Raw genomic sequence first — 22240 nt, forward strand, 5'->3', positions numbered from 1 at the left:
GGGGGGGGGGCCCCCCCCCCCCGGGGGGGGGGGGGCGCCCACCGCCGTATCGGATGTGACATGCGTCAGTACTTCGCAAGGATGTCGACGACGAAGACGAGCGTCGAATTCGCCGGGATCTCGCCCTGCGCCTGATTGCCGTAGCCGAGGTCCGGCGGCACGACGAGCAGCACCTGCGAGCCGACCGTCTGGCCGACGAGGCCGTCAATCCAGCCTTGGATGACGCCACCGCTCATAGACGCGTCGAAGGTGCCCCCGCGGTCCCATGAGGAATCGAATTGCTTGCCATCGAGCAGCCAGCCGCTGTACTTGACGACGGCTGTGTCATTCGCAGTGATCTTCTCGCCGTTGCCTTTGATCAGCGGCTGTGCAATGAGCTTGTCCGAACCCTTGTACCCGTTCATATCGATTGACGGCTTGCCATCCGCAGCGGTCGTGACCTTCGGCAGATCGGCCGGCACGTCCTTGACCTTCTCACCTTCCGCTTTCGTTAGCGCTTTGAGCTGCGAGACGAAAGTGAAGACGGTCAGATAGGCGCCTCCGGATGTGTCGCCGCTGGTCGAACTGAGCGCGAGCGTCGTATTGATCTTCTTGCCCTGCAGCAGCTGGAACAGTTCAGCATCCATCTTCGTGGAGTCGCTGGTGAGGATGATCGAGCAGTCGGGGCGGTTGGTGCTCCATGTGTCGGTGATCTCCTTGCCGGTCTTCGCGTCAATCGAGATGCCTTGGGCGCACAGACGGTCTCCGTCCTTCATCGTCGCGCCATCACCCTCCTGCAGGAACGCATAGCCGTTGTTCGGCACGTCAAGCGGCGCCTTGAACTTGACCGTCGGCTTCTCTCCGGGTTTGCCGGTCGCCGTGATGCCCTTGATCTCAGTGAGGCTCGTCGGGGAGGCGGATGCCCCCGCCGAACCGCTCGACGAGGCGCTCGCGTCGCCCTTCGGCGAGCCCGAACCGCAGGCCGCCATGCTTACGCATAAAGCGAGCGCGCCGACGACTGATGCGGCGCGTGTGATAGAAGTTACTAGAGAAGTATGTTGCATAGCCACCACAGTAACGCCTCTGCCCGATTTATCCGTCCGGATGGTAAGGGAGTTGTGAAGGGCCGCGACTTGTAGAATGGATACGTGATGAACGACGGTCAAGAAGAAGAAACGCGTGTGCCGCGCAGGCATCCGGTGCCTTCCCGGCATGCGAAGATCATGCGCGGCATCGTGACGCCGATTTTCGGCCTGCTCGCCGTGACCTGCATCGTCTTCGGCATCCTCAACCAGACGATCTGGAAGCCGAGCCGGGACGTCACGGCGGTCGCGCATCTGGACGGCACACGGTATGCGGTCATCGACCCCGGCGTGCTCGATCTGGTCGACAAGAGCGTGCGGATCCGCGCTGACGCCGCCTCCGTCGAGCCGTCCGCCGGCGCGACGGCCGCGCCGTCGGATGACGCGAACGGCACGGCCGCGAACGATCCGGCCGCCGAACCGTCGACCTGCATCGCGATCGGCAGTCCGAAGGACGCCGCCGGCTGGCTTTCCGGCGAAGCGTACACGCGAGTGACCGGTCTCGACAGCTGGAGCGCGCTGTCGACGGTCGCCGAGAAGGCGCACGGCAGCGCCTCCACCTCCGACCAGCAGGTCGCCTTCGCCGATTCGGACATGTGGGCGAGCACGTCGTGCGGCAAGACGAGCGCGGCGCTGCGTCTGGACGACGCGAAGGCGACGCAGGTCGCGGTCGTCGATTTCGGCGGCGACGCGTCGGACGCCACGATCAGCATGCACTGGGTGCGCCAGAGCGTGCCGGACTTCGCGCTGCCGTGGTACTTCGGCGGCGGCCTGTGCGTCATCCTGGCGATTCTGTCGGCGTCGGTCTTCGCGATGGATCCGGAGACGCGCCGCCATCGCTTCGCCAAGGTCATCAAGCCGCGCAAGGAGAAGGAGCCGGTCGAGGAGACGACGACGATCGCGGCCGCCGTTGCAGGCACCTTCGCGAGCATGAAGCCGCGCAAGCGTACGAAGACCGCGAACGGCAAGCCGCGCGGACGCCATGGACGCCACGCCGGCGCCGCCGCGGACGAGACGGGCGGGACGCCGCAGATCATCGACCCGATGTCGCGCAACCTCGTCGCCGAGCAGGCGCGCCACGCGGACGCCTCCGGCGCGCAGGACGGCGCGGAACCGCGCAGCACGACGTCGGCGACCTCGTCCGACGAGGCGACGTCCGTCATCACGCCGGAGGAGCTGCAGGCCTACTTCGCGCGCCTCGTGAGCGAGGAGACCGGATCGATCCCGGCCGTGTCCGCGGACACGACGACGGAGACGACCAGCGACACGGAGACAACGACGACTGAGACGGCCGACGCCGGCGCGGAGCAGGCGTCGGTGACCGTCGAATCGGTCGACGCCGGCGAAGGAACCGACGATGCCGCGGACGTCGAGCCGGCCGCTGACCCCGACGTCGAGCCGGACGCCGCGGCGGATGCCGGATCCGAGACGGACGCGGACGGCGCCGGCGACGACGGTACGGACGATGCGCCGACGAGCGACGAGACGGACGACATGGACACCGACGCGGACGCCGCTGCGGACGCGAAGGACAAGGAGAACGACTGATGACACGACGTTCACTGACCGCAGTCACGGCGGCCGCGCTCGCACTCGGCATGACGTGCGCGCTCGGCGCATGCGAGGGAACGGTGCCGACGGTGAACGCGCCGACATCGGCCGCGTCCGCGACGCCGGACCTGACCGAGGCGCAGGAGCGGAGCATCCGCGCCGATCTGCTCGCCACGATCAAGGAATGCAACGACACGAAGGATCCGGCGAACCTCGCGCAGGCGATGAGCGGGCCAGAACTCGAGATTCGCACGAGCGAACTCAAGGTCGCGCAGAAGAACGGCAAGCTCGATCCGAAGACGACGATCCCGGACGATCTGACGCAGACCGTCATCCCGACCGACAACGGCTGGCCGCGCGCCGTGTTCTCGATCACGACGACGACCGAGGACCAGCAGTCGGAGCGTCTGCTTGTGTTCACGCAGGGCGACGCGCGCGAGAACTACCGCCTGTGGGGCGTCACGCGCCTGTTCCAGGGCGCGAAGATGCCGAAGTTCACGGTGCCGTCGATCGGCTCGCAGATGGGGCATGAGGACGACGGCAATCTCGTCATGACGCCGAAGGAGGCCGTGACGCGCTACGCCGACGTGCTGCAGAACGGCGCGAAGAGCCAGTACGCGAACGATTTCGACGACGACTACTTCCGTGACAACCTCGCGCAGCTGTCCGCGACCGTGCAGCAGGGCATGGAGCGCAACAAGGGCACGCAGCAGCAGACCTTCGCGCCGGTCGACGGGCAGATGCAGATCATGCGTTCGTCGGACGGCGGCGACCTCGTCGTCGCGCAGATCGACTCGGTGTGGACTCGCACCGCCGGCGAAGGCCGCGAATCACAACCGGCCTCCGACGCCGAACGCGCGATCTTCGCCGACGGCAAGGCGACGAGCACGATGAAGGCGACCTACGTCAACGTCGTCGCCATCTACGTACCGCCGGCGAAATCGGGACAGAAGGTGCAGGCTGTCGGCGCCGAACGACAGGTCGTCAAGGTCGAGGCCGTCTGACGGCCACGGCGCGCACACGGCGCAGCAGGACACACGACATACGCCATACGGAAAGAGGCAAACAATCATGGCACAGGATTTCAAGCCGGGCATCTCGCTCGCCGGGGCGGTCGACCTCGAAGGGCTCAAGCACCAGACGAAGGCGGAACCAGGTCAGGCTGGCGGCGCGCCCGCGGCCGGCGGCTACGTCATCGACGTGACGGAACGCAACTTCCAGGCGATGGTCGAATCATCGGCGACGTTCCCGATCGTGCTGCTCATGTGGGTTGAGACGGACGACCGCTGCTTCGCGATGGCGCGTGCGCTCGGCGACGCGGTCAACGGCATGAACGGCCAGCTGCAGCTCGCGCGCGTCGACGTCGCGAAGGATCCGGCGATCGCGCAGGCCTTCGGCGTGCAGGGCGCGCCGGCGCTGTTCGCGCTCATCGCCGGACGCCCGATGCCGATCCTCGAGGGACTGCCGACCGACGACGAACTCCAGCAGATCACGACGCATGTGCTGCCTCAGCTCGTGCAGGTGGCCGCCCAGGCCGGCGTGACCGGCACGGCCCCGTACATCGAACCGGCCGCCGGCGCCGCCGACGCCGAGCAGCCTGCGGCCACGCAGGTGCCGGCTGCGCACGCCGAAGCGCACCGCCTCGCGCAGGAGGGCGACTACGCCGGCGCGGCTGCCGCCTACGAACAGGTGCTCGAAGCCGATCCGTCCGACGACCTCGCGCGCCGTGAACGCGCGAAGGCGCTGCTGCTCGCCCGTTCCGCCGACGCCGACGTGCGCGCCGTGCGTCAGGCGGCCGCCGACGCCCCGGACGATCTCGACGCGCAGCTCGCCGTCGCCGACGTCGATATGATCGGCGGACAGATCGACGACGCCTTCAGCCGTCTGCTCGATTTCGCCGCCGCGCACCGCGACCAGATGGATCCGGCACGCGAACGCATGCTCGAGTACTTCCTCATCCCCGACGCCGGCGACGAGCGCGTCGCGCGTGCGCGTCGCCGCCTCGCGACGCTGATGTACTGAGCCTCCGCCGATCTTCGGCGTCGACGATATGGGCCGTCATTCCATCGTGTTCCTGCCGAACGACTGTTGGAATGACGGTCCGTCATGTTCGAGCTCATGTTCGAAATCGTCGGACCACTGCGCGAACGGGCGACATGAGAGCTCGTCGTTGCTGAATCGCGGCTCATCGGTGATCTCGGTGACGCAGAAGCGCGGGATGATCAGGTTCGTCACCGGCGTGCTGCGCTGCGCGGCGGCGACGACGAGCGGGGCGTTCATGCCGCCGAAGACGTCGATGTTCCAGCCGTCGGCGCCGATCCACGCCGTATAGCGGTTCTTGATGATGACGTCGCCGCCGCGCAGCACGAGGGAGGCCGCGACCTGCGCGTCGATGTCGCGCGACGCCTCGTAGCGCGTGCCGCCCACCGACGGCCCCTTGACGCCGAGCGTGGCCGTGCGGAACGCGTCGCGGTGCTCGGCGAGCACGGTGCGCGGGTCGAGATCGGCTGTCATCGGGACGCGCAGCGTGCGCGTCATCAGGCGTACACGCAACGCGTACCGGTCGGCATGCACGAAATAGCTTTGGATGATGAGCGCGGGCGCGTCGCCGTCGTCGAGCTCCGACGGCATGCTTCTGCAGAAGAAGCGGCGCTCGTATTGGTATTCGTCGAGCAGCGGCATGCCATCCATCGTCATATCCATAATCCCAGTGTAGTGCGCGGCGCGGGGTGGCCGGACGGGAGCGGTTGGGACGGGCGGGTTTCGCTACGTCCGGCTTTCGTGTACAGTAGAGAGGTGCAAACGGGCTTGTAGCTCAGTGGATAGAGCGTTCGCCTCCGGAGCGAAAGGTCGTGGGTTCGAACCCCATTAAGCCCACCGACGCCCCGTCCTGATTCGTTCAGGGCGGGGCTTTCCGCTGTCCTGCGCCGTTTGCGATCGTCGCGCATGCAATGCGCGGCGGCCGTGATCGCCGGGATCCCGGCCTGTGAACATCGTGGACGCAGTCCGCACCCATCACGTTCACTAACTCATCGCTTTGCGAACGTGATGGGTGCGCACTGCGGCAGGGAGGTTCGCAATCGGGCGCGTTTGCGAACCATTCGGGTGCCGACTGCGACGGTCGCGTTCGCAACGCGACGGCAAATGCCCCGCCGCCGTTGACCACAACGTGGCCGTTGGGGACGCATGCGCGATGGACGCCGTTATGATGCCGAATGACCATGTTCCCGCACGTCGCAGCAGGCGCACAGGGACGCTTGGATGAAAGGAACCGTTATGTACGAAAATCTCAAGGCGATCGCGACGACGGAGGCGCCGGCCGCGCTCGGCGCCTACAGCCAGGCCGTGCAGGCGAACGGATTCATCTTCGTCTCCGGCCAGCTCGGCATCGACCCGGCCACCGGCGAGCTCGACGGCGTCGAAGCCGCCGACCAGGCCGCCCGCGCGCTCAAGAACATCACGAACATCCTCGCCGCCGCCGGCTGTGGCGTCGAACACGTCTGCCGCGCGACGATCTATCTGCGCAACGTCGAGGATTTCGCCGCCGTCGACGCCGTCTACGCGAAGACCTTCACCGGCACCGTCAAGCCGGCGCGCGTCGCGTTCGGCAACAACATGATCCCGAAGGGCGCGCTCGTCGAGATCGACGTCATCGCCGCCTGCCCGGACGCCGCCTGAGCCGACCGGTAGGCCGCCCTGCGGCGATACCCTTTGAGCACACTGCATCGTTTGCGCAACGCCCGCGCGATACAGTGTGCTCATGCGTATGTTCACCAGCTACGCCGACGCCGACGACACCGCGCTCGCCGCCGCGCTGCGCGAGATCCCGCCGTCCGGCTTCCTGCTGCCCGACGCCCCTGACGATGCCCCCGCGCTGGCGATCGACGCCTTCCGTCCGCGTCAGCGCATCGACGGCTTCGGGGCCTCGCTTACGCAGGCCTCGGCCGCGCTGATCTCCCGGCTGCCCATCGCCACGCGGCACGCCGTGATGACCGATCTGTTCAGCGTCCGCCGTGGCATCGGCATCTCGATGCTGCGTCAGCCGATCGGTCCGTCCGACCATGTGACACGCCCGTACCGTTTCACGCGCCGCCGCGCCGATCCGCGGCTCGGCTCGCTGGATTTCTCTCCCGAGGCGCGCATGATCCTGCCGTGTCTCAAGGCCGCGCAGTCGATTCGCGCGTCGGGCGATCCGTCGGTCACGCCGCTGGCGATCATCGTTTCGCCGTGGAGCGCGCCTGCATGGATGAAGACGAACCGTTCGGTCCTCGGCAAACGCCCGCTTACGCGCCTGACCGGCTATCTGCGTCCGCGTATGTACGGCGCCTACGCCGAATACCTCGCGCGGTTCATCGCGCATTACCGCGACGCCGGCCTGCACGTCTTCGGCGTCACGCCGACGAACGAACCCGACTATCCGCAGTCGCGCTGGCCGTCGATGGCGATGACGCCGGCGCAGCAGGCGCGCTTCATCGCCGACTTCCTCGCGCCCCGTCTGCGTGCGCACGGCCTCGGTGACGTGCGCATCCTGTGCTGGGACCACAATTACTCGACCGATCATTATCCCGACGGCCGATTCGTGCGCGAACTGTACTCATGGCCGCGGGCGCTGCGCGCCGTCGCCGGATCGGCATGGCACTACTACGGCGGCGCGTCGCGCACGATGGGCGACATCCACCGCATCTGGCCTGACAAGGGCATCTGGGTGACCGAAGCGTCAGGCGGCGAATGGGGGCCGCGCAACTGGGACGCCGCGCTCGTGCAGACCTCGGCGCGCGTCATCGCGATGCTGAACAACTGGGCGCAGTCGGTCGTGTTGTGGAACATCGCGCTCGACGAGCGGGGCGGCCCCGACTACTACTATCTGCGCAACGACCACCGGCATTCACAGAACCGCGGCCTGCTGACGATCGACAGGCGGACGCGTACGGTCACGCGCAACGCCGACTACTACATCCTCGCGCACTGCTCGCGTTTCGTGCAGCCCGGATCCGTCGTGCTCGGACATCGGCTGGAGCATGCCGCAGGCCTGCATGCGGCCGCGTTCCGCACAACCGACGGTTCGATCGCCGCCGTCGTCACAAACGAACATGAGTCGCCGACGCCGTTGCGCATCGGAACCACGGCCATCCAGCTGCCGCCGCGCTCGCTGACGACGCTCACCGGGCTGCAGACCGCCATCCGCACGCCGTGAGGCGTCTACGGCGGATGCATCTGCGTTGAGGGGGAGCATCTTCCGCCATATCGGCGGGTAGGCCTTTCGGGAAGCGCGTCATTCCAAGCACTCAACCCCTCGATACTTGGGGATTTGAGGGAAGTTGCTCTCCTTCAACGCAGATGCACGTCCATGGCCGGCGTCCGGGCGCCCGGAAGATCCCGATAGCGCCGTTCACCGCGCCGGCGCCGGCGTGATGCTGGCCGGTCGGGCGGCAGCGTTGTCCGTCCGGGGCGCCGGATCTGTCTGCTTGGACGGTAGACTGGGTGGAATGAGTCCTGAAGCGTTAAGTGAACTTATCTACGGCATCGCCCAGCAGCTTGTTGCCGACGGCCAGGCGGGCGACCTGACCGCCGATCTGATCCCCGACGAATCCAAATTCGCGGTCATGCGTCCCAAGGACCGCGCGCACGGCGACTGGGCCTCGAATGCGGCGATGCAGCTCGCGAAGAAGGCCGGCATGAAGCCGCGCGACCTGGCCGAGCTCTTCGCCGCGCGCCTCAATGAGGCCGACGGTATCGACACCGTCGAGGTCGCAGGCCCCGGCTTCATCAACATCACGCTCGATTCGGCCTCGGCCGCGCAGGTCGTCGACCAGGCGCTCTCCGAAGGCGCCGATTTCGGCCGCAACGACCATCTGAGCGGCCGCACGCTCAACCTTGAATTCGTCTCCGCGAACCCGACCGGCCCGATCCACATCGGCGGCACGCGCTGGGCGGCCGTCGGCGATTCGATGGCCCGCGTGCTCGAGGCGAACGGCGCCGACGTCGTGCGCGAATACTACTTCAACGACCACGGCGAGCAGATCAACCGCTTCGCCAAGTCGCTCGTCGCGGCCGCGCATGAGGAGCCGACGCCGGTCGACGGCTACAAGGGCGCCTACATCGATGAGATCGCGCGCCGCGTCATCGCCGAGGCGAACGCCGATGGCGTCGACATCCTCAACCTGCCGCGCGTCGACGGCGGTGCCGATGACAACGGCGAACCGCTCGGCGAGGGCGACTCCGCGCAGCGCGAGGAGTTCCGCAAGCGCGCCGTGCCGATGATGTTCGAGGAGATCCAGCAGTCGATGAGGGAGTTCCGCGTCCACTTCGACGTCTGGTTCCACGAGAACAGCCTGTACGAGGACGGCGAGGTCGAGAAGGCCATCGACGACCTGCGTGCACGCGGCGACATCTACGAGAAGGACGGCGCCACCTGGTTCGCGTCGACGAAGCACGGCGACGACAAGGACCGCGTCATCATCAAGTCCGACGGCAACTACGCGTACTTCGCCGCCGACATCGCCTACTACCGCAACAAGCGCCACCGCAAGGACCATCCGGCCGACGTCGCGATCTACATGCTCGGCGCCGACCATCACGGCTACATCGGCCGCATGATGGCGATGTGCGCCGCCTTCGGCGACAAGCCGGGGGAGCACATGCAGATCCTCATCGGCCAGCTCGTCAACGTCATGAAGGACGGCAAGGCCGTGCGCATGTCCAAGCGCGCCGGCAACGTCGTGACGATCGACGACCTCATCGACGCGATCGGCGTGGACGCCTCGCGATACTCGCTCGTCCGCACCGACTACAACTCGCCGGTCGACATCGACCTCGACCTGCTCGCGTCGCATTCGAACGACAACCCGGTGTACTACGTGCAGTACGCGCATGCGCGCTCCTGCAACGTCGACCGCAACGCGGCCGCCGCGAACATCACGCGCGACGGTGCCGACATGGCGCTGCTCGACACCGCGGCCGACGGCGAGGTCATCGCGATGCTCGCCCAGTGGCCGTCCGTGCTCGCCCAGGCCGGCGACCTGCGCGCGCCGCACCGCATCGCCCATTACCTCGAGGACCTCGCGGCCGCCTACCACAAGTGGTACAACGTCGAACGCGTCGTGCCGATGGCGCTCACCGAGGTCGAGGAACGCGCCGACGAGACGACCCGCGAGGCGACGCGCATCGCGAAGTGCCCGGAACCGGAGCGCAGCGCCGCACGCCTGCGGCTCAACGACGCCGTGCAGACCGTCATCGCCAGCGGTCTCGACCTGCTCGGCGTCTCCGCCCCGGACAAGATGTGACCCTCCGCACGCCGGCGACCACCACACGGTGGCGCCGGCGTGCCGCATATCGCATGAGACGCTGCGACGACCGCACGCGCAGCACGAGACGACACGACGAAAGGAACCGACATGGCCATCAGCCCGATCTGGCCGCAGGACACGGCGCGCGACGCCGCAGGCGAACTGACCTTCCACGGCATCACGGCGAGCGCGCTCGCCGACGAATACGGCACGCCGCTCTACGTCTACGACCTCGACGAGGTGCGCGCCCGCGCACGCCACTTCGTCAAGGCCGCCGCGCAGGCCTTCCCCACCAGCACGACGCATGTCAGCTACGCGGCGAAGGCGTTCCTGAGCAAGGAGATGGCGCGCATCGTCACCGAGGAGGGCATGTACGTGGACACATGCACGCTCGGCGAGATGCGGATCGCGCTCGCGGCCGGCGTGCCCGGTCGCCGTCTCGTGCTGCACGGCAACAACAAGAGCGACGAGGAGATCGAGCTGGCGATCAATGAGGGCTTCTCGAAGATCGTCGTCGATTCGCCCGACGAGCCGGCGCGCATCGCCGAGATCGCCAAGCGGCTCGGCAAGCGCGCGCGCGTCATGCTGCGCGTGACCTCGGGCATCCACGCCGGCGGCCATGAGTTTGTCTCGACGGCGCATGAGGACCAGAAGTTCGGCGTCGCGCTTCTGCCGGTCGGCGCGGACACGACGATCGTCGACGGCATCGACGCGCTCGAGGACGTCACGCCGGCGGCCGCGAACGCGCTGATGCAGGAGAACGCGCTCGAGGAGTCCGGCGAGACGAAGCGGCAGGCCGATCGCCGGCTGCGCTACGACGTGCGCTACCCGTACGATCTCAATGCGGCGGATGTGACCGAAGGAGACCGTCGCCTCGCCGCGGCGATGGAGCTCGTCGCGAACGGCCCGGCGATCGCCGTGCTGCGCGACATCGCGACGTACGACGATCTCGAGCTCGTCGGCATCCATTCACATATCGGCTCGAACATCCATGACGCCGGGGCCTTCATCCAGGCCGGCCGCCGCATGATGCTGCTGCGCAAGACCTTCTATGCGACGAACGGCTACACGCTGCCCGAGGTCGATCTCGGCGGCGGCTATTCGGTCGCTTACACCGACGACGAGGACCGCATGGACGTGGACAGGGAGCTCGCGCGCCTCGCCGACGCCGTCGCGAAGACGAACCGCCTGCTCGGCATGCCCGCGCCGGTCATCTCCTTCGAGCCCGGTCGTTGGATCGTCGCCCCGGCGGGCGTCACGCTGTACACGGTCGGCGCGATCAAGACCGTGCATCTGGGGGAGGGCTTCACTGACCGCGCCGGCGAGCCGATCGACGAACGCAGCTATGTGGCCGTCGACGGCGGCATGAGCGACAACATCCGCCCGGCGCTCTACGGCGCGCAGTACACGGCTGTCCTCGCGAACCGTGTTTCGCAGGCGCCGGCGCGGCTGTCGCGCGTCGTTGGCATCCATTGTGAATCCGGCGACATCGTCGTCGACGAGGTCATGCTGCCGGCGGACGTGCATCGCGGCGACCTGCTCGCCGTGCCGGTGACCGGAGCTTACGGCCGTGCGATGGCGAGCAACTACAACATGGCGCTCTTCCCGGCCGTCGTCGGCGTCGACGCGCATGGCGCGCATCTGATGATGCGCCGCGAGAGCGTCGACGACCTGCTCTCCTACGATGTGAGCGAGTGATTCCCGAACGATTGCATACATTTCATACAACGGAAGCGTGGGCGCCGCGCTCACGGCTTGCCCGTACAATATGGCGGGTAGTGACCGCCGCGAAGAAAGGAACGGACAGTGGCAGAACAGAACGCACCGATTCGAGTCGGCCTGCTTGGCGCAGGAACGGTGGGCTCGCAGACCGCGCGCCTGCTCGTCGAACAGAAGGATGAGCTCGCGCAGCGCATCGGCCGTCCGATCGAGCTGTCCGGCATCGCCTGCCTTGACCCGGATGAGGTCGATTTCCCGTGGATCGACAAGTCGCTGCTGACGAGCGACACGATGAGCGTCGTGAAGAACGCGGACATCGTCGTCGAGCTCATCGGCGGCACCGGCGTCGCGCGCACCTTTGTGCTTGAGGCGATGAAGAACGGCGCGTCCGTCGTCACCGCGAACAAGGCGCTGCTCGCGAAGTACGGCCCGGAGCTGTACAAGGCCGCCGAGGACAACGACGTCGATATCTACTTCGAGGCGGCCGTCGGCGGCGCGATTCCGATTGTGCGTCCGCTGCGCGAGTCGCTTGTCGGCGATCAGGTCAAGGATATGCTCGGCATCGTCAACGGCACGACGAACTACATCCTCGACGAGATGACGACGAAGGGCCTCGACTTCGACGTGGCGCTCAAGGACGCGCAGGCAAAGGGCTATGCCGAAGCCGATCCGACTGGTGACATCGAAGGCTATGACGCGGCGAACAAGGCCGCGATCATGGCGACGCTCGGCTTCCACACGGAAGTCGGCATCGACGACGTGACCGTCGAGGGCATCACCCATATCACGGCCGATGACATCGCCGCCGCGACCGCCGAAGGCAAGGTCGTCAAGCTGCTCGCCGTCGTCGGCAAGGACGAGCATGGCGTCTCCGCGCGCGTCTACCCGGCGCTCATCCGCAACGAGCATCCGCTCGCCTCGGTGCGCGGCTCCTTCAACGCCGTCTTCGTGCGCGCCGAATACGCCGATGATCTGATGTTCTACGGCCGTGGCGCCGGCGGCGCGCCGACCGCCTCCGCCGTCGTCGGCGACATCGTGACCGTCGCGCGCCACATCGCGTCCGGCTGCACCGGACCGGCGATCCGCATGTACAACGACTATCCGATCGCGCCGCTGAGCACGTCGAAGGCCGCGTTCGCCGTGCGCTTCCTGATCCATGACAATCCGGGCGTCCTCGCACAGATCTCGGCGGTCTTCGCGAAGAACGGCGTTTCGATCAACGGCGTCAACCAGGACCTCAAGCCGACGCTCAAGGATCCGGGATACGACGGCGAGATCCAGCAGCTGCGCCTCGTGACGCACATGACCGACGAGACCACGCTGCGCGCGACCGTCGCCGAGGTGTGCGAACTCGACTGCGTGACCGGCGATCCGTCGATCATCCGCGTGCTCGACTGATTCCGCAGCCCGGCGTACGACCATGGCAGGCTGGCCGCGTCAACGGACGCGACCAGCCTTCTGTGTATCATGAACGATGATTCGCCGTCCATGCCGTTGGGTGGGGCGGTAGTCCGCGCGCCGACCGTGGCGACGGACCTGGAGAGACGAAGTAAGGCAGGACATATCCGATGGATCCGGTAACGCGTAAGGTGCACGTCCGTGTGCCCGCGACAAGCGCGAATCTCGGCTCCGGTTTCGACACCGTGGGGCTCGCGCTGGACTATCACGACGAACTGGAGTTCACGCTGAGCTCTGATCCGCTCAACATGGCGGCCCAAGTGCTCATCGACGGCGAAGGCGAGGACACGCTGCCGCGCGACGAATCCCATCTCGTCGTCTCCACGTTCCGTCGCGCATGCTCGCGATTCGGCCTGAGCAAGACCGGCTTCATCCTCGAGGCGCACAACAACATCCCGCAGGCGCGCGGCATGGGATCGTCGGCCGAGGCGATCGTCGCCGGCATCAGCGCGGCCTACGCGTTCAGCCATGAGGGCGAGCTCGACCGTGACGCGATCTTCGCGCTCGCGGCGGAGATCGAAGGCCATCCGGACAATGTGGCGCCCGCCGTCTACGGCGGCATGACCGTGTCCTGGACCGAGGACGGCATGCGACGCACGCTCGAGAACGGCGCCGTCATCAACGCCGGCTACCGCACCGTCAACTACATCGTCGACCCGTCGATCACGACGTCGGTGTTCATCCCCGATTTCGAACTGTCGACGAGCGAGGCGCGCGAGGCGCTTCCGGCGCTTGTGCCGTTCAAGGACGCCGTGTTCAACGTGTCCCGTGCGGCGCTGCTCATCGGCGCGATGAACCCTGGCGCGCTCACCGCCGCGCACGACGCCAACACGTTGCTGATGGATGCGACCGAGGACCGGCTGCACCAGCAGTACCGCGGTCCGTTGATGCAGCCCTCCGCCGACCTCATCGAGAAGTTGCGCCTGAACGGCTACGCGGCGATGGTCTCCGGAGCCGGCCCCTGCGTGCTCGTGCTCCATGCCGGCGACGCCGCCGACAGGATCGACGCCGTGGCGGCCGCCGAACTCGCCTCCGGCCATTGGCGCGTCCTGCACCTCGGCGTCGACACGCTCGGCGTGCAGGTGGCGCGCCTGTGATCGCGTCGAGCGCGACAGATACGATAAAGAAGCTGATTTTACGAGACAGGCCGACGACCGCGTTCCGTGCCGTGAGGGGCGCCCGGTACGGTCTCACCTCTCAGAGGGGAACAAACCTAGATGGCTGAAAACATTATCGAGCAGCAGACGGCAGGCGCCGTCGCCGCGAAACAGGAAAGCGACGGCATGACGCTGTCCGGCCTGTTCGGCATCATGCGCAAGCACATCATCACGATCATCGTCACCTTCGCCGTCGTGCTTGGCGCCGCGATCGGACTGACGATGATGTCGCCGGTGAAGTACTCGACGACGTCCCAGCTGTTCGCGACCTACAACGACGCTTCGGACGGCGCCGCGAACTCGTCCGAGCAGAACAGCGGCAGCTCGTACATCATGAGCCAGATCAAGTCGTATCCGGCGCTGACGACGACGCAGTCGGTGCTTCAGCCGGTCATCGAGGACCTCAAGCTGCCCATGTCGGTCGGCCAGCTCAAAGGCGAGATCAGCGTCACCAATCCGACCAACACCGCGTTCGTCAACATCACGGTGACCGACGGCGATCCGGCGCGTGCAGCCGACATCGCCAACGCCGTCGCGAAGTCGCTCAGCTCCGTCGTCGAGAACACGCTGTACGCATCCGGATCGCGTTCGTCGGTCAAGCTCTCGATCGTGCAGCCGGCCACGGCGCCGAGCGCGCCGAGCTCGCCGAAATGGAAGCTCAACATCCTCATCGGCATCGTCGGCGGCCTGATCCTCGGCGTCTTCGCCGCGTTGCTCAAGGACGTGCTGTCCAAGCGCGTGCAGGACGACGATGAAGTCGGCGAATACCTCGATGCGCCGATCATCGGCCGCATCCCCGAGGAGGAGCTGCTCAAGGGCACGAAGCCGGCCGTCGTCAGCGAACCGGGCAGCCCGGTCGCCGAGGACTTCCGCCGTGTGCGCACGAACCTGACCTTCATGGCGCCGGTGGACGGCACGAACTGCCGTCTCATCGTCGTCACATCGACCGGCGCGAGCGAAGGCAAGACGACGATGTCGGTCAACGTCGCCGCCGCGCTCGCCGAGAACGGCGCGAAGGTCCTGCTCATCGACGCCGATCTGCGTCATCCGTCGGTCGCGAAGAAACTCGACCTCGACGGTTCGGCGGGCCTGACCCATGTATTGTCCGGCCAGGCCTCGGTCAAGGACGTCGTGCAGCGCTACTGGAAGCCGAACCTGCATGTCATGCCGGCCGGCCCGAAGCCGCCGAACGCGTCGACGCTGCTCAACTCGCCGATCATGGAGGAGCTGCTCAACAACGCGATGGAGCAGTACGATTACGTGCTCATCGATACAGCGCCGATGGTTGTCGCGAACGACGCCGTCATCTTCGTGCGTCGTGGCGGTTCATTGATCATGGTCTGCCGTCGTGACCACACGCTCAAGCGCGATCTGCGCGACATCTCGGAGGAACTTACGACGCTCGACCTGTCGACGACCGGCGTCATCTTCAACTGCGCGCGCGATTCGAAGAAGTCGCTCGAACACACCAATTATTACTACTACTATTCGAGCCGCAGCACCGACCATCGCAAGAAGCGCCGCTTCTCTCTCAAGTAACCGATTCCGATTCGTCCCGCGGATTCCTGAACCCCAAGGAATCCGCGCTTTTCATTGTGCCTAAGGAGCGCCATGTCGCACACGCACGCGCAGCCACACCGCCATCATCATCACCATCATCGGCGCCGCAGGATCTGGCCGTGGGTCGTCGGCGTGCTGACGGTCCTCGTGCTCGCGCTCGTCGCTTGCGGCGTCGTCGGTTTCCAGCTGTTCCGTCAGGCGAAGCAGGTGCAGGCCCATGAATCGAAGGCCGTCTCGATGCTGTCGCAGCTCGCATCCTCCGACGCCGACAAGCTCGCCGACGCCGGCGACGTGCTGCCACGGATCGCGCAGGAGACGAAGCAGGCTTCGGCCATCGCCCACGGCGGCCTGTGGAACTTCGCCGCGAAGATGCCGTTCGTCGGCGACGACATCGCCACCGTCCAAGGCATGACGACGACGATCGACGGCATCGTCTCCGAATCGATGCCGCAGTTCGCCGACGTCATGAGGACGCTCAGCGAGGCGCAGATCGCGAACGGCGGCGACGGCGTCAACCTGCAGCCGATCATCGCCGCTGCCGAGCCGCTCGACAAGGCGAACGCATCGTTCCAAAAGCAGGTGCGCGCCTATGACGATCTCAAGGAACCGAGCATCGGCATGATCCGCAGCGCCTATGACGACGGCGCGACGAAGCTCAACGCCGTCGCCGACCGCGTCGACGCGTTGTCGAACGCGTTCCGCATCCTTCCGACGCTGCTGGGCGACGGCCAGTCGCGCACTTACGCCGTCATGGCGATGACTCCTTCCGAAATGCGTTCGTCGGGCGGCCTGATCGGTTCGGTCGGCGAACTGACGACCTCGGACGGCACCGTCCATGTCGGCGACTTCCGCCCGAACGGCGACTACCTGTCCTACGGCATCGGCGACCATTCGCAGGACATGGACCATGTGTTCACGAAGGAAGGGCCGCTGCATATGTCCTTCGATATCCGCGATCTGGCCGTGTTCCCGAACACCGCCGATTCGGCCGTCGCGATGCGTTCGATCTGGGACCGCACGCAGTGGGGGAAGGAGCAGCCGCTCGCCGGCATCATCATGGTCGATCCGCTGTTCCTGCAGCAGCTCATCGCGATCAACGGCAATGTGACGCTGCCCGACGGCACCGTGCTCACCGGCGACAACACCGCCGAGTTCCTGATGAACACCGTCTACCAGAAGTATCCGAAAAACGAGACCGATGCGTTGTTCGGCGTCGTCGCGAACCAGGCGATGGAGTCGATGTTCTCCGATATGAGCGTCGGCAAGCTGTACCGGACCGGCGAGATGATGGGCACGATGGCGAAGGGTCGCCATTTCACGATGTACGCCTTCGACGAGCGGATCGAGCAGGGCATCGCCGCCGCCGGCTTCACCGGCCAGACGCCGAACAGCGAGACCGAGCCGTCCGTCGGCATCTATCTGACCGAGCAGAACCCGTCGAAGATGGGCTGGTACATCAAGCGTGAGGCGAAGATCCAGCGTGTGAATTGCGACGACGGCGACCTCTACCATGTGGAGTTCACGATCCGCAACACGATGACGGAGGATGAGGCGAAGGCGTTGCCGATGTACATCACCGGCAACAACACAGCCAACACCGGCAAGGCGATGGAGAAGATCCTGTTCTACGCGCCCGAAGGCGGCTCGATCACGAATCTGATGCAGCTCGGCGGCAAGGTCGACGCCGCCCAAGAGACGACGATCGACGGTGTCAAGGCCTATCAGTCCTACGTGCAGGTCAATCCGGGGCAGCTTGCGACCTACACCTTCGACGTACATGTCTCGAAGAAGGCGACGTCGCCGCTGACGATCGACCAGACGCCGATGGGCTGGGTCGACGACGGCATCACCTATCTCGCTCCGAAATGCAAGGCGGACTAAGGGGTTCCATCGATCAGAAGACCGGGGGGGCGCCGGCGGCATCGCGATATGCCGTCGGCGCCTTCGGCGTGTCGGGGAGTGCGTCCGCATCGTCGGGACGGGACATTCGGCATCGGCGAACTTAATCGGTTAAGTCATTGGCGGATGGGCGAATTGATCGCATATGTCGAACGATGGCATCCGGCATGCAGATGACAGCGTTTGCCATTTGGAGGCCGCGTGTTGGTTCTGTAGAAGTTTTTGCATATAATAGACGTCATGCGAACGGTTGCACAATGATTGTGCCGACTGAAGTGTCTGTTTGCTCAGCGAACATGCCTCATGTTCACGACGAACAGACATGTGCAGTGCCATCCGGCTATGCGGACGGGTGGCCATAAGGAAAGAAAACACCTTATTCTAGAGAAGAAAAGGAGACAGTGGTATGGTTCCTCTGTCTGAGACCGAGCAGCAGCTCGGGAAGACCAAGCGTTCCGGAGGGCGCGGCTTCATCGCCAAGGCGGTCGCCAGCGTCTCGGCGTTTGCGACGCTCGCCGGTGGCATGGCCCTCGGCATGGTCGCCGCGCCGGCGGCGTCCGCTGCTAACGCCCCGACGACGAGCTACGATCGCACGCTCGGCAACCCGCAATTCGAGGCTGCGCGCGAGGCCAATGGCCTGGCCAAGGAAATGAACTACGGTGCGATCCTGCATGCGTGGATGTGGTCAGCGAATACGATCAAGGCGCATATGGACGAGATCGCCGACGCTGGCTACACGTCGATCCAGACCGTGCCGATGAGCACGATCAAGGGTCCGGAGCACGGCATGCAGTTCACCGAGAACTGGTACTACGTCTATCAGCCTTCCGGCACCGGCATCGGCAACAAGGTCATCGGCACCGAGCAGGAAATCAAGGATATGACCGCGGAGGCCCACAAGCACGGCATCCGTGTCATCGCCGACGCCGTCATCAACCACTTCACCGCTGATTGGAACGCGATCCAGGGCGAATGGAAGGACTCCAGCCGCTTCCATACACGCCAGGAGGGTGGTTGCGGCGAAAACGGCACCGCGATCAACTACGGCAACCGCTGGCAGGTCACGCACTGCCACCTGCTGAGCCTGTGGGACCTCAACACCGAGAACCAGACGGTCGCCAACGGCATGAAGGACTATCTGGTGCGCGCCGTCGCTGATGGCGTGGACGGATTCCGCTATGACGCCGCGAAGCACATCGAGCTTCCTGACGAGTTCCAGAACCATTCGCCGTACTATGACACAATCCTGCCGAACGGCGCGCAGTACCAGTACGGCGAGGTCCTCCAGGGTGACTACGGTTTGAACGCTCCGGCGTACCCAGCGCTGTTCAATAAGTATTCGACGAACGGCGGCGGCAACACTGGATCCAAGTACGGTGGTCTCATGCGTGCCGTCGTGCAGGACAAGAACCTTGATGCGGGCCGCGTCGGCAGCCTGCAAGGCGATGGTGTGCGTGACAACCAGCTTGTCACTTGGGTCGAATCGCATGACACCTACGCGAACACGAACGAATACTCCAGCCAGCTGTCCGCATGGCAGATCCGCATGGGCTGGGGCATCGTCGGCTCGCGTGCCGGCGGCGCACCGTTGTTCTTCAACCGTCCGGTCGGCTCCGGCGGCTCCAATCCGCGCTTCGCCGAGCGTTCGCAGCTCGGTGACGCCGGCGATGACGAGTGGAAGCATCCTGAAGTCAAGTGGGTCAACAAGTTCCGCAACGCGATGGAAGGCAACGCCGAATACCTGCGCAACTGCCAGGGCAACAACTGCCTGATGATCGAGCGTTACAAGTCCGACGGCAACAGCAACAACGACGGCGTGACCGTCGTGAACATGGACGGCGACAAGAACCTCGCCGGCATGGACACGGTGCTCGATGACGGCGAATACGTCGATCAGGTCTACGGCGGCAAGCTCACCGTCTCCGGCAAGAAGATCACCTCCGGCTCCGTCAAGAGCGGCAAGGTCCACGTGTTCTTCAACGCGTCGAACACGCCGCGCGCCTCGCTCTCGGTCACGGGTTCCAAGACCTTCAAGACCGCCACGACGACGGTGACGCTCAACGCGCGCAATGTCAACAACGCGCGCTACAGCACCTCCGAAGGCGCCTCCGGCTCCTTCACCGACGGCCAGACGATCACTATTGGCGCCAACAGCCCGGTGAACACGCAGATCACTGTCACGCTCACCGGCACCGATCAGGACGGCAACGCCGTTCGTGCCCAGGAAACCTTCACGAAGAAGGATCCGAACGCGGTCGTCTCCTACACGGCTTACGCGAAGAAGCCGGCGGCGTGGAACAAGATCTACGCCTATGTGTATGTGGACAACAACGCCGCTGCGGGTTCCGTCATCCAGAACGCCGCGTGGCCGGGCGAGCTGATGACCGCCGAATCCGGGGCCTGCGACGGCACCGCCGACCAGGTCTATGAGATCCCGGAGGATATCATCGATCAGGCCGGTGACGATCCGATTCGCGTCATCTTCAACAACGGCGGCCCCGGCGAGATCGCCGGCAACAAGTTCCCCGGCGATTCCGCGGTCACCGACCCGGACGATCATGTGGACGCCGCGGGCCTGCTCATCGACGGTTCCTACGTCTGGGACGGCAACATCACGAGCGGTACTTGGGAAGAGGCCTCCTGCCTCGCCGTGACCGTCGACTCGGTCACGATCAGCCCGGCCGGCACGATCAACCTTGATCTCGCCACCGGCGCCACCGCCCAGCTGACCGCCACCGTCGCCCCGGCCGCGGCCGCCGGCAAGCCGGTCAAGTGGACTTCGTCGAACGAGCGCGTCGCCGCCGTCAAGAACGGCGTCGTGCAGGGCCTGTCCAAGGGCACTGCGACGATCACCGCATCCGTCGGGGGCAAGTCGGACACCGTGACCGTCAACGTCACCGGTGAGGCGCCGGTCGTCCACGACACGACCGTCTACTATCCGGCCTCCAAGTTCGGCGCGAACTCCACCTATCTGCACTACCGTGTGAACAAGGGTGGCGCGGCCGGCACCTGGACGACCGCTCCGGGTGTCAAGATGGAAGCGGCCTGCGACGGCTACGTCAAGTACACGATCGAGGGCACCGAAGGCGACGAGGTCGAGTTCGTGTTCAACAATGGTTCCGGCCAGTGGGACAACAACGGTGAGAAGAACTACAAGGCCAGTGGCGCGAACATCGTCGTCGAGAACGGCACGATCGGTTCGGTCGCTCCGTGCGTGACGATCGTGCCGGTGTCGTCGGTGTCGATTTCGGGTGGCGACTTCGAGCTCAAGGAGGGTGCTTCAAAGCAGCTCTCCGCGGCGGTTGCCCCGGCGAATGCGACGGATCGTGCGGTGTCCTGGAAGTCGTCGAACACGTCGGTTGCGACGGTGAGCGCGTCGGGTAATGTGACTGCGGTCGCGGCCGGCACGGCGACGATCACGGCGACGGCGGGCGGCAAGTCCGCTTCGGTGACCGTGAAAGTGACCCCGGAGGTCGTTGACATCCCGGTGCAGTCGGTCGCGATTTCGGGCACCGGCGTGTCGGCTGGCAAGGCGACGATCAACGTCGGCGCCGGCCTGAACCTCAACGCCGTCATCACCCCGTCGAACGCCACCGATCAGAACGTGACGTGGATCTCCTCGGATGATTCCATCATCACCGTCTCCTCGACGGGCGCCGTTCGTGGCATCAAGGCCGGCATGGCCGTCGTCATGGCGACCGTTGGCGGCAAGTCGGCTTCCGTCATCGTGACGGTGAAGGACGCCGGCCCGGCGCTGCAGTCGATCCAGATCGCTGGTTCCGGTGTCGCGAACAACAAGCTGACGCTGGCGCAGAGCAAGACCGCGCAGCTGTCGGTGAAGGCGACGCCCGCCAACGCCGAGATCGGCGCCGTGTCGTGGGCTACCTCGGATACCGCGGTGGCGACGGTCGATGGCAACGGCAAGGTCACGGCAAAGGCCGAGGGCATGGCCGTCATCACTGCCACGGCTTCCGGCAAGCACTCCTCGATCGTGCTGACGGTGTCTAAGGGTCAGTCGTCTGATCGGTTCTCTGATGTGCCGGCTGGTGTGGCGTTCCATGATGAGATCGAGTGGTTGGCGGCGCAGGGTATCACGAATGGGTATTCGGATGGTCGTTTCGGTTATGGTGATCATCTGAGCCGTCAGGATATGGCGATCTTCCTGTATCGTCTGGCGAAGGTGCATGGTGTGGCGGGTGCCGCGTCGTTTGCGCCGTCGGCTGCGGATTACCAGCGGTTCTCTGATGTGAAGCAGGGGTCGTATGGTGCCAAGGAGATCCTGTGGCTGGCGAAGAACGGCATTTCGCAGGGTTCGAATGGCCGGTTCAATGGTAATGACAAGTTGACGCGTCAGGATATGGCGGTGTTCCTGTATCGGTATGCGAAGCTTGCCGGTGTGCAGGGTGCGGCGTCGTTTGCGCCGTCGGCTGCGGATTACCGTCGGTTCTCTGATGTGAAGCAGGGTACGTTCGGCGCCAAGGAGATCCTGTGGTGCGCGAATGCGGGTATTACGCTGGGTAATTCGGATGGTTCGTTCGGGTATGGCAGC

The 22240-nt window shown here is 65.6% G+C and carries 14 protein-coding genes and 1 tRNA gene; 13 read left to right on the plus strand and 2 right to left on the minus strand.

Annotation, left to right across the window (positions count from 1 at the left end):
• Window positions 1-65: 65 nt before the first annotated feature.
• Window positions 66-1043 carry an FKBP-type peptidyl-prolyl cis-trans isomerase gene (locus B1400_RS00005; protein ID WP_095612468.1) on the minus strand — a complete coding sequence of 326 codons (978 nt, stop codon included), beginning with the start codon at window positions 1041-1043 and terminating at the stop codon, window positions 66-68.
• 87 nt (window positions 1044-1130) lie between these two features.
• Here B1400_RS00005 and B1400_RS00010 point away from each other — a divergent pair, with 87 nt between their 5' ends.
• The 3 genes from B1400_RS00010 to B1400_RS00020 all read left to right on the plus strand — a co-directional run bounded on the left by B1400_RS00010 (window position 1131) and on the right by B1400_RS00020 (window position 4634).
• Window positions 1131-2609, plus strand: a complete 1479-nt coding sequence (locus B1400_RS00010; protein ID WP_235607219.1) for a GTPase — start codon at window positions 1131-1133, stop codon at window positions 2607-2609.
• Window positions 2609-3616 carry a hypothetical protein gene (locus B1400_RS00015; RefSeq protein WP_095612469.1) on the plus strand — a complete coding sequence of 336 codons (1008 nt, stop codon included), beginning with the start codon at window positions 2609-2611 and terminating at the stop codon, window positions 3614-3616. Before B1400_RS00010 ends, B1400_RS00015 begins: the two co-directional genes overlap by 1 nt.
• Before the next feature lie 67 nt (window positions 3617-3683).
• Window positions 3684-4634, plus strand: a complete 951-nt coding sequence (locus B1400_RS00020; RefSeq protein ID WP_162288137.1) for a tetratricopeptide repeat protein — start codon at window positions 3684-3686, stop codon at window positions 4632-4634.
• 36 nt (window positions 4635-4670) lie between these two features.
• Here the strand turns inward: B1400_RS00020 and B1400_RS00025 are convergent, their stop codons facing one another.
• Window positions 4671-5315: a CYTH domain-containing protein gene (locus B1400_RS00025; protein ID WP_407641049.1), complete on the minus strand. Its 645-nt coding sequence runs from the start codon at window positions 5313-5315 to the stop codon at window positions 4671-4673.
• A gap of 101 nt (window positions 5316-5416) precedes the next feature.
• Here B1400_RS00025 and B1400_RS00030 point away from each other — a divergent pair.
• The 10 genes from B1400_RS00030 to B1400_RS00075 all read left to right on the plus strand — a co-directional run.
• A tRNA-Arg gene (locus B1400_RS00030) sits at window positions 5417-5489 on the plus strand.
• A gap of 399 nt (window positions 5490-5888) precedes the next feature.
• Entirely contained in the window at window positions 5889-6290 is a 402-nt protein-coding gene (locus B1400_RS00035) for a Rid family detoxifying hydrolase (RefSeq protein ID WP_026645457.1), read from the plus strand.
• Window positions 6291-6372: 82 nt separating this feature from the next.
• Window positions 6373-7806, plus strand: a complete 1434-nt coding sequence (locus B1400_RS00040; protein WP_133064562.1) for a glycoside hydrolase family 30 protein — start codon at window positions 6373-6375, stop codon at window positions 7804-7806.
• 292 nt (window positions 7807-8098) lie between these two features.
• The gene (gene argS / locus B1400_RS00045) at window positions 8099-9895 is read left to right on the plus strand and encodes an arginine--tRNA ligase (RefSeq protein ID WP_095612472.1); all 1797 of its coding nucleotides are present in this window, start codon (window positions 8099-8101) and stop codon (window positions 9893-9895) included.
• 111 nt (window positions 9896-10006) lie between these two features.
• Window positions 10007-11596 carry a diaminopimelate decarboxylase family protein gene (locus B1400_RS00050; protein ID WP_095612473.1) on the plus strand — a complete coding sequence of 530 codons (1590 nt, stop codon included), beginning with the start codon at window positions 10007-10009 and terminating at the stop codon, window positions 11594-11596.
• 108 nt (window positions 11597-11704) lie between these two features.
• Window positions 11705-13015: a homoserine dehydrogenase gene (locus tag B1400_RS00055; RefSeq protein ID WP_095612474.1), complete on the plus strand. Its 1311-nt coding sequence runs from the start codon at window positions 11705-11707 to the stop codon at window positions 13013-13015.
• Between the two features lie 170 nt (window positions 13016-13185).
• Window positions 13186-14172 carry a homoserine kinase gene (thrB, locus tag B1400_RS00060; RefSeq protein WP_095612475.1) on the plus strand — a complete coding sequence of 329 codons (987 nt, stop codon included), beginning with the start codon at window positions 13186-13188 and terminating at the stop codon, window positions 14170-14172.
• Between the two features lie 120 nt (window positions 14173-14292).
• On the plus strand, window positions 14293-15771 hold the full coding sequence (locus tag B1400_RS00065) for a polysaccharide biosynthesis tyrosine autokinase (protein ID WP_095612476.1): 1479 nt from the start codon (window positions 14293-14295) through the stop codon (window positions 15769-15771).
• A 72-nt stretch (window positions 15772-15843) separates the two neighbouring features.
• Complete coding sequence (locus B1400_RS00070) at window positions 15844-17673, plus strand: DUF4012 domain-containing protein (protein ID WP_095612477.1); 1830 nt, start codon at window positions 15844-15846, stop codon at window positions 17671-17673.
• Window positions 17674-18097: 424 nt separating this feature from the next.
• Window positions 18098-22240: Ig-like domain-containing protein (locus B1400_RS00075; protein ID WP_095612478.1), on the plus strand; the 4143-nt coding region annotated here is incomplete at its 3' end.

Origin of the sequence: Bifidobacterium italicum (assembly GCF_002286915.1) — a bacterium.
GTDB classification, from domain to species: domain Bacteria; phylum Actinomycetota; class Actinomycetes; order Actinomycetales; family Bifidobacteriaceae; genus Bifidobacterium; species Bifidobacterium italicum.

Bases quoted from the DNA above. Each gene is read 5' to 3' on its own strand.
- B1400_RS00005 (WP_095612468.1), bottom strand. From the start codon at position 1,043: ATGCAACATACTTCTCTAGTAACTTCTATCACACGCGCCGCATCAGTC.
- B1400_RS00010 (WP_235607219.1), top strand. From the start codon at position 1,131: ATGAACGACGGTCAAGAAGAAGAAACGCGTGTGCCGCGCAGGCATCCG.
- B1400_RS00015 (WP_095612469.1), top strand. From the start codon at position 2,609: ATGACACGACGTTCACTGACCGCAGTCACGGCGGCCGCGCTCGCACTC.
- B1400_RS00020 (WP_162288137.1), top strand. From the start codon at position 3,684: ATGGCACAGGATTTCAAGCCGGGCATCTCGCTCGCCGGGGCGGTCGAC.
- B1400_RS00025 (WP_407641049.1), bottom strand. From the start codon at position 5,315: ATGGATATGACGATGGATGGCATGCCGCTGCTCGACGAATACCAATAC.
- B1400_RS00035 (WP_026645457.1), top strand. From the start codon at position 5,889: ATGTACGAAAATCTCAAGGCGATCGCGACGACGGAGGCGCCGGCCGCG.
- B1400_RS00040 (WP_133064562.1), top strand. From the start codon at position 6,373: ATGCGTATGTTCACCAGCTACGCCGACGCCGACGACACCGCGCTCGCC.
- argS (WP_095612472.1), top strand. From the start codon at position 8,099: ATGAGTCCTGAAGCGTTAAGTGAACTTATCTACGGCATCGCCCAGCAG.
- B1400_RS00050 (WP_095612473.1), top strand. From the start codon at position 10,007: ATGGCCATCAGCCCGATCTGGCCGCAGGACACGGCGCGCGACGCCGCA.
- thrB (WP_095612475.1), top strand. From the start codon at position 13,186: ATGGATCCGGTAACGCGTAAGGTGCACGTCCGTGTGCCCGCGACAAGC.
- B1400_RS00065 (WP_095612476.1), top strand. From the start codon at position 14,293: ATGGCTGAAAACATTATCGAGCAGCAGACGGCAGGCGCCGTCGCCGCG.
- B1400_RS00070 (WP_095612477.1), top strand. From the start codon at position 15,844: ATGTCGCACACGCACGCGCAGCCACACCGCCATCATCATCACCATCAT.